This window comes from Furfurilactobacillus cerevisiae, from assembly GCF_048961765.1.
GTDB lineage: Bacteria > Bacillota > Bacilli > Lactobacillales > Lactobacillaceae > Furfurilactobacillus > Furfurilactobacillus milii_A.
The window spans coordinates 1,489,292-1,503,079 of record NZ_CP185253.1 but is presented as its reverse complement, the minus strand read 5'-3'; the positions used below and the strand labels follow the sequence as shown (position 1 = coordinate 1,503,079).

The 13,788-nt window shown below is 44.2% G+C and carries 11 protein-coding genes and 2 pseudogenes; 2 read left to right on the top strand and 11 right to left on the bottom strand.

Going from position 1 to position 13,788, the window contains the following annotated elements; translation table 11 throughout:
- Positions 1–140: 140 nt before the first annotated feature.
- Positions 141–1,916: an aspartate--tRNA ligase gene (gene aspS / locus ABUE36_RS07150; RefSeq protein WP_161001236.1), complete on the bottom strand. Its 1,776-nt coding sequence runs from the start codon at positions 1,914–1,916 to the stop codon at positions 141–143.
- Positions 1,917–1,969: 53 nt separating this feature from the next.
- Positions 1,970–3,262 (bottom strand): histidine--tRNA ligase, encoded by a 1,293-nt coding sequence (hisS, locus tag ABUE36_RS07145; RefSeq protein ID WP_421016473.1) that lies wholly within the window; start codon positions 3,260–3,262, stop codon positions 1,970–1,972.
- Between the two features lie 376 nt (positions 3,263–3,638).
- On the opposite strand from hisS, the gene ABUE36_RS07140 reads away from it, so the two are divergent.
- Positions 3,639–4,502: an N-acetylmuramoyl-L-alanine amidase gene (locus ABUE36_RS07140; protein WP_161003124.1), complete on the top strand. Its 864-nt coding sequence runs from the start codon at positions 3,639–3,641 to the stop codon at positions 4,500–4,502.
- 49 nt (positions 4,503–4,551) lie between these two features.
- Positions 4,552–5,400, top strand: a complete 849-nt coding sequence (locus tag ABUE36_RS07135) for a fructosamine kinase family protein (protein WP_161001233.1) — start codon at positions 4,552–4,554, stop codon at positions 5,398–5,400.
- A gap of 17 nt (positions 5,401–5,417) precedes the next feature.
- On the opposite strand, the pseudogene ABUE36_RS07130 reads toward ABUE36_RS07135, so the two are convergent.
- The 9 genes and pseudogenes from ABUE36_RS07130 to ABUE36_RS07090 all read right to left on the bottom strand — a co-directional run.
- Positions 5,418–5,645, bottom strand: a pseudogene (locus ABUE36_RS07130) (transposase); the annotation flags it as partial.
- A gap of 13 nt (positions 5,646–5,658) precedes the next feature.
- Complete coding sequence (locus tag ABUE36_RS07125) at positions 5,659–6,588, bottom strand: IS30-like element ISLpl1 family transposase (RefSeq protein ID WP_421016461.1); 930 nt, start codon at positions 6,586–6,588, stop codon at positions 5,659–5,661.
- A 98-nt stretch (positions 6,589–6,686) separates the two neighbouring features.
- Positions 6,687–7,394 (bottom strand): annotated as a pseudogene (locus ABUE36_RS07120) (IS30 family transposase); the annotation flags it as partial.
- 216 nt (positions 7,395–7,610) lie between these two features.
- Positions 7,611–8,054, bottom strand: coding sequence for a D-aminoacyl-tRNA deacylase (gene dtd / locus ABUE36_RS07115; protein ID WP_161001232.1), 444 nt, complete (start codon positions 8,052–8,054; stop codon positions 7,611–7,613).
- 46 nt (positions 8,055–8,100) lie between these two features.
- Positions 8,101–10,338 (bottom strand): RelA/SpoT family protein, encoded by a 2,238-nt coding sequence (locus ABUE36_RS07110; protein WP_161001231.1) that lies wholly within the window; start codon positions 10,336–10,338, stop codon positions 8,101–8,103.
- Positions 10,339–10,497: 159 nt separating this feature from the next.
- A complete protein-coding gene (locus ABUE36_RS07105) occupies positions 10,498–10,908 on the bottom strand; it encodes a hypothetical protein (RefSeq protein ID WP_161001230.1) in 411 nt (136 codons plus the stop codon).
- An 83-nt stretch (positions 10,909–10,991) separates the two neighbouring features.
- On the bottom strand, positions 10,992–11,759 hold the full coding sequence (locus tag ABUE36_RS07100) for an RsmE family RNA methyltransferase (RefSeq protein ID WP_161001229.1): 768 nt from the start codon (positions 11,757–11,759) through the stop codon (positions 10,992–10,994).
- A complete protein-coding gene (gene prmA, locus ABUE36_RS07095; RefSeq protein ID WP_161001228.1) occupies positions 11,759–12,709 on the bottom strand; it encodes a 50S ribosomal protein L11 methyltransferase in 951 nt (316 codons plus the stop codon). The genes ABUE36_RS07100 and prmA overlap by 1 nt, the downstream gene beginning before the upstream one ends.
- Positions 12,710–12,742: 33 nt before the next feature.
- Positions 12,743–13,777 (bottom strand): zinc-binding alcohol dehydrogenase family protein, encoded by a 1,035-nt coding sequence (locus ABUE36_RS07090; protein WP_161001227.1) that lies wholly within the window; start codon positions 13,775–13,777, stop codon positions 12,743–12,745.
- Positions 13,778–13,788: the final 11 nt, after the last annotated feature.

Here is a 13,788-nt window from a genome sequence, read left to right as displayed (position 1 = left end):
GGACGGTCGCGCAGACTCGGGGTCCCACGGGGCTGTGCGACGAGGTGAAAAACTCCGGTTTTCAGGAGGTTTGAACCGGTCCCACGGTGAGCGTGTCACTGTTGGCAACCGTAAGCGGCATCTGGCAGTTACAAAATTGTTTACTCTTTGTCCTTTTTTGTAACATTCAGGTACAATTCTTCCAATTGTTTGTCAGCAACTGGACTTGGGGCTTCGGTCATTGGTTCAGTCGCCTTCGAGTTCTTCGGGAAGGCAATGACTTCACGAATGTTGTCAGAACCTGCCAAAAGTCGTGCAAACCGGTCAAGGCCGATTGCCAGACCACCATGCGGTGGAAAACCGTAATCCAACGCGGTTAGTAAGAAGCCAAACTGAGCATTGGCACGTTCAGGCGTAAATCCTAGCGCCTTCAACATCTTTTCTTGTAATTCACGTGTGTGGATACGGATTGAACCGCCACCAAGTTCCAAACCATTCAAAATGATATCGTAACTTTGAGCATGAGCTTCATAAGGGTTCTCACCTTCATTTAAGAAGTGCTCGTCACCTTCGTTTGGCATGGTGAATGGGTGATGCGCTGGTACCCAACGTTGATCCCCTTCGTCATATTCAAACAACGGCCAGTCGATGATCCAAAGGAAAGCAAACTTCTTAGGGTCGATCATGTCTAATTCTTTAGCAATCGTTACCCGCAAATATGACAAGCTGTCAGCAACGACCTTGCTACGATCAGCGACAAACAGCAACAAGTCACCTTCGTGAGCATCCATCGCAGTCGTGATTTCACTGTACTGGTCGTTAACAAACTTTGCAACAGGACCACTAAATTCATCAGCGCCAACCTTGGCCCAAGCCAAACCTTTGGCACCAAAACGTTTGATGTAATCAGTAAAGGCATCAATTTGCTTACGTGAATAATGATCTGCACCACCAGGTACCGCGATTCCCTTAACCTGGCCGCCATTTTCAACAGCACCACTGAAGACCTTGAAAGAACTGTCCTTCACGATGTCAGAGATGTCCTTTAACTCCATGCCAAACCGCAAATCAGGCTGGTCCGTGCCAAACCGGTCCATAGATTCTTGCCAAGTAATCCGGTCGAATGGCAACTTAACGTCTAAATTCAACGTGTTCTTCATAACGCGGGCAATTAAGCCTTCAGTCATATCCATGATGTCATGCTGGCTCATGAAGCTTGTTTCCATATCGATCTGAGTAAATTCTGGTTGACGGTCACCACGTAAGTCTTCATCCCGGAAACAACGGGCTAGTTGATAGTAACGGTCAAAACCGGCACCCATCAACAGCTGTTTGAACAACTGTGGTGACTGTGGCAATGCGTAAAAGTGACCAGGGTAAATCCGGCTTGGCACAAGATAGTCACGTGCACCTTCTGGCGTTGACTTTGTTAAGTCTGGCGTTTCAATGTCAATGAAGCCATTTTCATCAAAGTAACTGTGAACCGCTTGTGTGATCTTACTCCGCAAAATTAAGCCACGTTGCATTTCGGGCCGACGCAAATCAAGGTAACGATACTTCAGCTTTAAATCTTCGGAAGCTTCAACACCATCCGCAATATCAAAGGGTGGCACCTTGGATTTGTTCAAGATAGTTGCATCGCTAACTTCAATTTCAACTTTCCCAGTCTTCATGTCTGGGTTAACTTCTTTGGCACTGCGAGCCTTAACAACCCCGCTGACCTTAATGACATATTCACTACGCATCTGTTCCGCTAAATTCAAAGCGGATTCGCTGTTTGCGGCACTGAATACTAACTGAACTAGTCCTTCACGGTCACGTAAGTCGATAAAAATCAGCTTACCTAAATCACGCCGTTTTTGAACCCACCCAAACAGGGTAACCTGCTGGCCTTCATAACTTTCGTCAATTAAACCTGCGTATTGCGTTCGTTCCATATTCTCTCGCTCTCCTTCTATTAGCTCGACTTCTCTCGAGCTTTGGCACCACTCTATTCTTCTGAATACTTGTCATATACGCTGGCGAAGTCTTGATAAATGGCGTCCATTGGTAACGTTGTTTCTTCACCTGTTCGCATACTCTTGAAATGAACCGTTTGGCTTTCCAATTCCTGGGCACCAACCGTAATGGTAAATTCTGCTTGACGACGATCGGCGGTTTTGAACTGCGCCTTTGGTTTGCGATTCAAATAATCACGATCAGCGCTGAAGCCTGCCTGCCGAATTGCTTGAACCAGCTTTAACGTTTCAACATTAGTTTCCTCACCAATACCAACAACGTAAGCATTTAGTGGATTGTTGATTGGCGCCGTAACGTCTAAATTGTCCAATAAGAGCAACAACCGTTCCATGCCGATGCCGAAACCAAATCCGGGGGTTTCTGGTCCGCCGAGTTCCTCGACTAACCCGTTATAACGACCACCACCACAAATGGTCATCCAACCATGACCGAGCGCAGGCGAATTTGTTTCAATTTCAAAGATGGTGTGGTTGTAATAATCAAGTCCGCGAACCATCGTTGGGTCAATTTCAAACGGAATTTTTAATGCTTCAAGCATTTCCTTAACTGTATCCAAATGCTTTTGTGCATCCGGTGTCATGAAATCGAGAATCGACGGTGCATTAGCAACGATTTCCTTATCCTTTTTATCTTTACTATCAAGCACTCGCAACGGATTCTTGTGCAAACGTGACTGAGAATCTTCACTGAGGTCGTTGAAATGAGGTTCAAGGTAATCAACTAATGCCTGATGGTACGCTTCGCGGGTTTCTTTATCGCCCAAGGAGTTCACGGCCAGTTTTAGATTCGTCAAACCGAGATGATTAAAGAAATCCATTGCCATTGCCATGATTTCAACATCAACTGCCGGTGAATCGCTACCAAATGATTCAACCCCAATTTGATGGAACTCACGGCTACGACCCGTTTGGGGACGTTCATAACGGAACATTGGTCCCATGTAGAAAACTTTGTATGGCTTTTCTTGTTCGGGTGCGTAAAGTTTATTTTCAACGTAGGCCCGAACGACGCCGGCCGTTCCCTCTGGCCGCAACGCAATGTGGCGATCACCTTTATCATGGAAATCATACATTTCCTTTGTGACAACATCACTGGTATCACCAGCTGATCGTGAAAACACCTCAAAGTTTTCAAACATTGGCGTGCGAATTTCATGAAATTGATAATCGTTAAATAATAGTCGTGCTGTATCTTCTACATAACTCCATTTTTCCGACATTCCCGGTAAAATATCGGCCGTGCCTTTTGGTCGTTGATATTTCATGTGTTTGCCTCCAGTGCAATTTAATATAAACCATTTATCAGAGCATAAAAAAACGCCCCTGAATGTTCATCATCAAGGGCGCTTTACGCACGGTACCACCTTTTATAAGTTCTCATGGTAACGTCTGCTGCGACGGGATTTTCATCCACCTAAAAAGTGTCTTCGCAACATTGACCGGACAAGTTTCCACCAACCACTTGCTCTCTGAGTGGGTCGCCGTTGCTAGTAATCTTTCATTAACGGTTTTAATATTATTTCTACGTGTTTAAAAATTAGTTTAGTTTTGCCCTTCTGTCAAGTCGAATCACGTTTTTTCCCGCCTTTCTGGCGTGAGTTTGCTATAATTGATGTACTTTATTGTACAAGGATTGAGATAATGAAATTTTTGAAACAACGATGGTTCCAATTACTGCTAACAATTGCTGTAACAGTAACGCTCGGTGTCTTACTTGTACTTCTGACGCGTGAAGAAACGGTGACGGTGAGCATTAATCAATTGAATGTGCGCTCTGGACCAAACGTCAATTATAAAACGGTTCATAAGGCCAAACTAAACTCGCGATTGGTTAAGATTGGCGAAAAGAATCTGTGGTACCACGTTCGCTACGATGATCGTCATACAGGTTGGGTGGCAAGTTGGCTCGTTAACCGCAGAACGAATTTGAAAGAGGCCACTAACCTGTCTGAAGCCACCATCGTGATTGATCCTGGCCACGGGGGTAACGATTCTGGCGCACTTCATACATTAGATGCGACGTCGTCAAAGTATATGGAAAAAACGTACACGCTAAAGGTCGCTCAAGAAGTGGCAGCTGATTTACGACGTCACGGCGCTCACGTCATTATGACACGTGACAGTGACAAGTATGTCGGGTTGGCACCACGGCCGGCCATTGCTAACGAGGTAAAAGCTGACGCCTTTATCAGCATTCATTTCGATTCATCACCAGAAGAAAATCAATCATCAGGATTGACAACCTATTATTATCACAAAAACATTTCAATGAAACTGGCGAAGGCGTTGAATAGCCAAATGAATCATTACCCAATGTCAAATAAGGGCATTGAGTTCGGCAACTTTGAAGTGATTCGTGACAACCAACGACCAGCCGTTTTGCTAGAAATGGGTTACATCAATGACCGTGACGACTTTAAGACAATTTCCGGTGTCACGTATCCTTATCGGGTTGCCCACTCTATCACCAAGGGGCTCACCGATTATTTCAGCGATGCTAATTAATCTTTTTGAATGAGTTACACATTTTACTATTTAAGAAAGGATGAGTACGATGAGAAAAAAGACATGGTTTGAGCAACTACCAGTTCATCAGATCAATCAGGTGACCGCCGTTCACGGTGGTGATGTGAACGAGGCCTACCGCCTTGACACGAGTGATGGCATTCAATTTTTGAAGGTTCAGCCTAACCATCCCCAAGCCTTTTTCCAGCATGAAATTGATGGGCTGACCCTATTAGGCCAAGCTGCGACTGTCCCACAAGTATTGGCGACTGGAGAAATCGACGGCGACGCTTTTCTTCTACTTAGTTGGATCAACGAAGGCACCACAGGTAATCAACGAGCGGTTGGCGAAGCACTGGCCAAGGTTCACCAGCTAGTCAGCCCTAATCAGCAATATGGTTTTGATCATGATTTTCTCATCGGCAAAATTCCTAAGCATAATCAATGGCAAGCAGACTGGGGCACCTTTTTCACGACACAACGTTTGGACGCTGTCGTGGATTTAGCCAAGGTCAATCATTATTGGAATCCAAGTCGGGAAGCCCATTATCAAAAAGCACGCCAAGTCTTTCTGGACTTATATTCTGACTATCAACCATTACCATCTTTATTACACGGAGATTTTTGGTCAGGCAACTTCATGTTTGACGACAACGGTGGTGCCGTCTTAATTGATCCAGATGTTTACTACGGTGACCGCGAATTTGATATTGGTGTCACTACTGTCTTTGGCGGGTTCAACGAAGATTTCTACAATGGCTATCAAAGTGTCTTTCCCTTTGCTAAGGGGTTTGATCAACGATTGCCATTCTACCGTCTTTACTATCTTTTAGTGCATCTAAACTTATTTGGCCTCACCTATGCAAGTGCGGTCGATCAAATACTCGATAATTATTAATCAGGTAGATTGCAAATTTAATCCGAATTTTTGGACAAATTGGTCAGCATAACCTGATACGGTGTTTTCCAGTCAAGTATTTTAAGCGGTCTCTGGTTAATTTGGAGTAACGTCGTCGTTAAATCTTGAGCACTAATGTGCTCAAAACGAGTCCCCTTAGGATAAAAATAACGTAAATTCCGATTAAAGCGTTCATTACTACCACGTTCAGCTGGCGTATAAGCATGACAGTAATAGGTCTTAAGGTAGATTGCAAATTTAATCCGAATTTTTGGACAAATTTGTCAGCATAACCTGATACGGTGTTTGCCAGTCGAGTATTTTAAGCGGTCGCTGGTTAATTTGGAGTAACGTCGTCGTTAAATCTTGAGCACTAATGTGTTCAAAACGAGTCCCTTTAGGATAAAAATAACGTAAATTCCGATTAAAGCGTTCATTACTACCACGTTCAGCTGGCGTATAAGCATGGCAGTAATAGGTCTTAATACCATATTGTGATTCAAGTGATACTAGCCCACTAAACTCAGTGCCACGGTCCACAGTAAAGCTGTGCACCGGACCATTAAAAGTGGTTAGGAACTTAGTTAGTGCTTCATTAACAGTCACTGTCGTCCGATCTTTTAACCGGTATGCCCAAAGGAACCGTGATTTTCGATCGATTAAAGTTAATAAAACTGCCTTACTATGCCCACGAGGACCAACGACTGTATCTAGTTCAAAATCGCCGATGCGATTACGTTGATTAATCATCATGGGACGCTGTTCAATTGATCGCCCCAAAGATTGATTATATTTGGATCGTTGGTCAACGTTACGCCGTTGGCGTACGCCATGTTCAGGTAGATCATTCAAGGAGAAATCAATTCTCTCCTGATTTAGCCAATTATAAATAGATTTAGTAGCTAGTTTAAATTCGTGAGCAATCATTCCTGGTGACCAGCTTAGACGTAAATGGTTGAGAATTTTTTGCTTTAACTCATCGCTCAGCTTAGTTTTCCGACCACATCGTGATCGCTTGTATTCGGCATCTGTTTGTGCTAATTCAGCCTGATAAGGTTGACATCGAGATAATTCATAAGAAATTGTTGACGGTGATCGGTTCAGCCGAACGCCCATTTGGATATTGGACAGCCCTAGTTCACAAAAGGTTTCGATTTTAATTCGTTCGGAATAGGTTATACTAGACAAAAGATCAGCTCCTAAAAGATGGGTTTGTGGTAAACACCATTTTAAAGGAAGCTGATCTTTTTTGTCCGAACAGCGTTCGGATTAATTTTACAATCTACCTTAATACCATATTGTGATTCAAATGATACTAGCCCACTAAACTCAGTACCACGGTCCACAGTAAAACTGTGCACCGGTCCATTAAAAGTTGTTAGGAACTTAGTCAGTGCTTCATTAACACTCGCTGTCGTTCGGTCCTTTAACCGATATGCCCAAAGGAACCGTGATTTGCGATCGATTAAAGTTAATAAAACTGCCTTACTATGCCCACGAGGGCCAACGACGGTATCTAGTTCAAAATCACCGATGCGATTACGTTGATTAATCATCATGGGACGCTGTTCAATCGATCGCCCCAAAGATTGATTATATTTGGATCGTTGGTCAACGTTACGCCGTTGGCGTACGCCATGTTCAGGTAGATCATTCAAGGAGAAACCAATTCTCCCCTGATTTAGCCAATTATAAATAGATTTAGTCGCTAGTTTAAATTCGTGAGCAATCATTCCTGGTGACCAGCTTAGATGTAAATGGTTGAGAATTGTTTGCTTTAACTCATCGCTCAGCTTAGTTTTCCGACCACATCGTGATCGCTTGTATTCGGCATCTGTTTGTGCTAATTCAGCCTGATAAGGTTGACATCGAGATAATTCATAAGAAATTGTTGACGGTGATCGGTTCAGCCGAACGCCCATTTGGATATTGGACAGCCCTAGTTCACAAAAGGTTTCGATTTTAATTCGTTCGGAATAGGTTATACTAGACAAAAGATCAGCTCCTAAAAGATGGGTTTGTTGTAAACACCATTTTAAAGGAAGCTGATCTTTTTTGTCCGAACAGCGTTCGGATTAATTTTACAATCTACTATATGAAACCAATTTAGCCGTGAGCAGAAATGTCATCACGGTTTTTGTTTGCCCTGAAATACTCAGGTGAACTAAAAAGACGATCAGCGCAATAAATCCGCTAATCGCCTCAAACTATTATTGATGATTTCTTTCATACATCAAGGTTACGGGGCCGTCGTTAACCAAACTCACTTGCATATCAGCACCAAATTTACCCGTTTCAACCGGCACTTGCACCGCAAGCTGTTCGTTAAAGTACTGCCATAATGGCTCTGCCATAGATGGTTGACCAGCATTAGAGAATCCTGGTCGATTACCCTTTGCTAAATCAGCGTACAACGTAAACTGAGAAACGGACAAAATCTGCCCGGCAACATCCTGAATGTTTAAATTCATCTTGTCATTGTCATCACTGAAAATACGGCAATTTAAAATTTTGTGAGCAAGGTAATCCGCTTCAGCCTGTGTATCCGTTGGTGCAATGCCAACCAGTAGTAACAATCCATGGTTTATTTGCCCAACGGTCACCTGATTAATGTCTACCCTAGCCTGACTTACTCGTTGCAACAGAACACGCATTATCTATATCCTCCCAAAATCGGACTACGAAACAACCAAAATCCGATTAGTGTGTTGCCCGAAGCACTTCGTACACATCTGGGACGTTCTTTACGTTGTCCATAATATGGTTAAGAACCTCCAGATTGCGGACACCAACCGTCGCAGAAATGACGACCATCTTATTATGGTCCACTTTACCGGTCACAGAAGTCAAGAACTTAGTCGTGTTGTTGATCATCCGTAGAACATCATTCAATAAACCATTCCGATTATAACCGCGGATTTCAATATCAGCGTTGTAGTTAGTCCGGTTATTTTCCGGATCATCCCATTCGACGTCCACAATTCGCTCACCGTGCTCTTCTGCCGATTTAACGTTAGGGCAATCAGCTCTATGGACAGAAACGCCACGACCCTTCGTGATGTAACCGACAATCGCATCACCTGGAATTGGTGAACAACAGTGGCTCAAGCGAACAAGAAGATTGTCAACGCCTTCGATGATGACCCCATCAGAGGACGATTGTTTGGCATCAGCTTTAGCAGTGGTTTCCTGCGTTTCTTCGCTCTTTTCACTGCTATCGGTAAGAATTTCCCGTTCCGTCTCAGCTTGTTTGTCAGCAGCAATTTTGGCCCGCTCGTCCGAAGTCAAACGATTTGCGACGCCGCGCGGAGCAGCATCCCCAAAACCAATGGCAGATAACAGATCATCTGCTGAACGATAATGCATCCGTTCTGCTACATTCTCCAGTTTGGCATCTGTCATGATCTCTTTAGGATCAAAATTGAGCTCACGCAATTCGTGCGTAATCATGTCGCGACCAGCATCAATATTTTCTTCACGATCCATTTTACGGAAATACTGTTTGATCTTATTACGTGCGCGTCTTGTGTGGACTAGGTTAACCCAGTCACGACTTGGACCGCTGGAATTCTGTGACGTCATGATATCAACAATGTCACCCGTTTTAATTTCAGAATCCAGCGGCACAATCTTACCGTTGACTTTTGCCCCGGTCGTATGATTACCGACCTGCGTATGGATAATGTAAGCCATGTCTAACGGTCCGGCACCTTTTGGCAATTCTAGTACATCACCCTTAGGTGTGAACGCGTAAACGGAATCCGTGAACAAGTCACCCTTCACGCCTTCCATAAAGTCATCAGCATTGGTGGCGTTGTTCTGTAGTTCAATAATTTGCTTAAACCAATTTAGCCGATCGCCGTTACTGGTTTCCTGAACTTCATCCGTTTGCCCTTCTTTATAAGCCCAATGCGCGGCAACCCCAAATTCGGCCACCCGATGCATTTCTTCCGTCCGAATCTGTACTTCCAATGGCTTGCCTTCAGGGCCGATAACGGTCGTGTGAAGGGATTGATACATATTTGCCTTAGGCATCGCAATGTAATCCTTAAACCGCCCTGGCATTGGCGTCCAGTGCGTGTGAATTGCACCTAAAACCGCATAACAATCACGAATTGATTGAACAATAACCCGAATGGCCAACAAATCATAAATCTGATCAAACTGTTTATGCTTGTCGACCATCTTGCGGTAAACGGAATAAATATGCTTTGGCCGACCATAAACTTCCGTTTTGATGTGTAAGTCGCTAATGGCATCTTTAAGTTCGCCAATCGCTTCATTGATAATCTCAATTCGCTGATTCCGTTTGGAATTCATCAAGTGAACAATCCGATAATATTGTTCTGGATTGAGGTAACGCAGGCTTAAGTCTTCGAGTTCCCACTTAATGGTGCTGATCCCTAACCGATCAGCCAATGGTGCATAAATTTCCAGCGTTTCGTTCGCAATTCTGCGCTGTTTATCTGGGCGCAAATGCTGTAAGGTCCGCATATTGTGTAATCGATCCGCCAACTTCACAATGATGACGCGAATATCATGTGACATCGCGAGTAGTAATTTACGGTGATTTTCTGCTAATTGTTCTTTGTTGGAGCGATATTTAATCTTACCAATTTTAGTGACGCCATCGACGATTTCAGCAACATCATTGCCAAATTCATTACGCAAGTCATCAAGTGTTGCAACCGTATCCTCAACCACGTCGTGAAGAAAACCGGCTTCGACCGTTTCTGGATCCATTCGCAGATCAGCTAAAATTGCCGCTACCTGAATTGGATGCATAATATACGGCTCACCAGACTGCCGTTTTTGTTCAGCGTGAACTCTAGCCGCAAACTCATACGCTTCCCGCACTTGGGCCACGTGCTCTGTATTCATGTAAGAACTGACCTGAGCCATAACTTCATCAGCTGTCCAAATATGTTCTTTTGACATTATTTCACCCCAAATGCATTTATTGTTGTCCTAATTTTACCCGAAAAGGTAAATTAAACAATGCCTACGCTTAAATCTAACGCTTACAGTAAGCCATTGATAGCAAAAATGCCAGTCCTAGGTAATCACCTAACACTGGCAGCAACATAATCTAAGTCATTAACGACCAACCGCTAATTTACCGGCAGCAACTGTCTTCGCTTGATGCGCAGGAGCCGAAAGCGAACGGTGGTCAGTGGTAAAACCCGTGTGGAAACCACTCACAAAATAGCTAACACACGCATACCCAATTGCAAGGTAATAGGCGTATTCATGTGCATTGTCTTTCAAGAAATATGTGAACAGCGCAAACAACACTGGGAAAATCAAAACACGCCAACTGTCATGCTGCGACCGACCAATTTGCCAGCCACTTACCAGCGCATATACACCATTAATACCAAGTAACACCCACATTACTTTATGGTAAACGGTCATGCTACTGGCATTAGCCAGCCATGGTAACAAACCGCCAAAAAATAAACCGAGTAACCAATACTGCCAACCACTATGTGCCCTCAGACCTGTCATTGAATCGCCACGCTTTTCATCAAATTTTAATTTATGTTGAACATTATAGCCAATTTACCGAACAGCGTCACGATTAATTTTCATTAATTTACATTTTTTGAATCTTTTTGCAGCTCAACGGCATAAGATAGCGCACTCAAAAAGTACAATGGCGCCGTTTCGGTTCGTAAAATTCGCGGTCCCAATCCCGCGGCCACATAACCATTTGTGGTCAGGTCATCAACTTCTTGAACCGTCAGTCCGCCTTCCGGTCCGAAAATGACATTGATTGTCTGACCAATCCGCATTTTTTCAAATGTCTGAACTAAATGACCGGTCTCTTGTTTTTTGGCCGACTCTTCCCAAGCTACCAGATTAAAGTCGGCGGGCATTGTTGCCGCTTCCTTTAAAGAACTCGCGTATTTCAATTGAGGAATCGCAAGACGGTGTGATTGCTGAGCAGCATTAGTTGCGATCACCTGTAATCGTGACAACTTTTTAGCAGCCTTTTGCTTCCATGAAGCGACTGACCATTGTGTAGGTACAAAAACAATTTCATGAACGCCCAATTCGGTGGCCTTTTGCGTAATTAATTCGGCTTTATCGCCCTTGGGAACCCCACAAATAATGCGGGCGTGCACTGGTAATTCCACATCAACGGTTTGCTTGCGTTCCACATGCATCGTCGCGCTTCGCTGATCACTATCCAGCTTAACTAGTCGTGCAACCAATAATTCGTGTAACGGTGTGACAAACTCAGCTTCAGTGCCTTCTGTGGCACGCAGTACCTGAACAAAATGTTTGTATGTCGCCGCGTCTAACTGGAATTCTGTTGTTTGTTGCCAGTCATGCGGCAAAAAATAGTGTTGCATCAGTCGTTTGCCTCCGGCTTTTTAGCGATAATGCCATACCAGTCACCACGCCGCAAGGTTTCGACAACTTGATAACCAGCTTCCCTCAGTTTGCCAACGACCAACGGATATTTATCCGCAATAATGCCGCTCGTTAAAAACAGACCACCCTTTGGCAACAACGGCCACGTTTGCGGAATCAATGGCACAATAATATCGGCTAAAATATTGGCAACAATGATGTCGGCTGTTTGTGTAACGCCCTTTAGTAGGTCATTGGCACTCACATGGACATCCTTAGCAACTGGGTTGAGATCTAAGTTGCTTTTAGCCGAGTCTACAGCAATTTGATCAACGTCATACGCAAAAACTTCACCAGCGCCAAGCTGTTTTGCTGCAATAGATAACACACCAGATCCTGTACCAACGTCCAGTACCGTTTCACCGCCACGAATGGTTAATTCCAATGCCTGTAACATCAATGCCGTCGTTGGATGAGTACCAGTACCAAACGCCATGCCAGGATCGAGAATTAACGTTTTTTCGTTTTTGTCGGCCGTCTGATAATGCTCCCAACTGGGAACAACCGTCAAATAACGCGTAACACGTACTGGATGATAATATTTTTTCCAAACGTTCGCCCAGTCGGCTTCTGCAACTGGTTTTTGCAACACGGTTGCCGGTCCGGCATCCAAGCCAAAACTATCCAGCTCGTTAATCCGTTGTTCAATTGTCGGAATAATCGTTGAGAGTTCAATGGTCTCAGAATAATAAGCGGTCACCACAGCACCATGAGTCAAATGTGGTAAATCTCGCTTATCCAGTAGTTCACCAGGAAATTCTGGTTGCAATGCAGCAAAATCCGCTGCGTCATCAATTTTAGTACCAGATGCACCAGCATCCATTAAAATGTTGCTCACAGCCTCTACCGCTTCATTAGTCGTTGTTACGCTTACTTCTGTCCACTGCACCTTAGTTTTCTTCCTTTCACTTTTAAAAATTAATTAGGCTTTTTCACTGCCGTTAAACGGTCCGGTAACAACCACCTTACCGACCATCTTGTTGGCTTCAACTAATTGATGTGCAGCCCGCAAATTGTCAGCGTTGATGCCTGAATCAATCGTCGTGGTTAACGTCGTGTGCAAGATTTGTTGATCTGCTAACTCGGCGATTTTTGCTAACAATTGACCTTGGGAGTTGAGATCGACACCATAATCACTTTTTGCAAACATATATTCCCAATCAAAACTAGCAGCCTTATTCTTCAATAGTCCCATTGGCAGCGGCTCGCGATTCTCGACGATGGATGCCACATGACCAAACGGCTTGATTAATTTTGCCGCTGTTTCAAAATACTGATCGGTTGAGTGCAGAATTAAGATACCATCAAAGAAATTGATTCCCGCTTCGGCCACTTGAGGCGCCAGGGCTTCACGATGGTTAAAAATGTGAGTAACGCCCATTTTTTTGACCCAATCACGAGTTTCTGGACGTGACGCTGTTGCTGAAACGGTCAATCCTGCCCACTTAGCCAGTTGAATAGCGACAGATCCTACGCCACCAGCACCATTAATAATTAACAGTTGTTGACCGACGTTGGCATCAGCAGCCATTTTAAAACCCATTTTAGTGAAGAGCACCTCGCCAGCTGTCAATGACGTTAGTGGCAACGCTGCGGCCTCCGCATCCGTTAAGTGTTCAGGGGCATGTGCAATCAAACGGGCGTCAACTGCCTGTTCTTCAGCATTGGCACCATCACGGGCAGTACTACCCGCATAGAATACACGATCACCAATCTTAAAATGATCAACAGCACTGCCAATTTCAGCAATCTGTCCCACTGCGTCATAACCAAGAATTGTGCCTACAGTCTGGCTTGTTAGTGCTTGTCGTAACTTGGTATCGACAGGATTAACTGATACTGCCGTAATCTTAACGCGAACGTCATGCTCTCCAACATTGGGCGTTGGCCGAGTGCCATCGATCATCGCAGCCCGTTCATCGATACTTTGTGTGCCAAATGATTCAATTACCTTCATTGATCTTGACC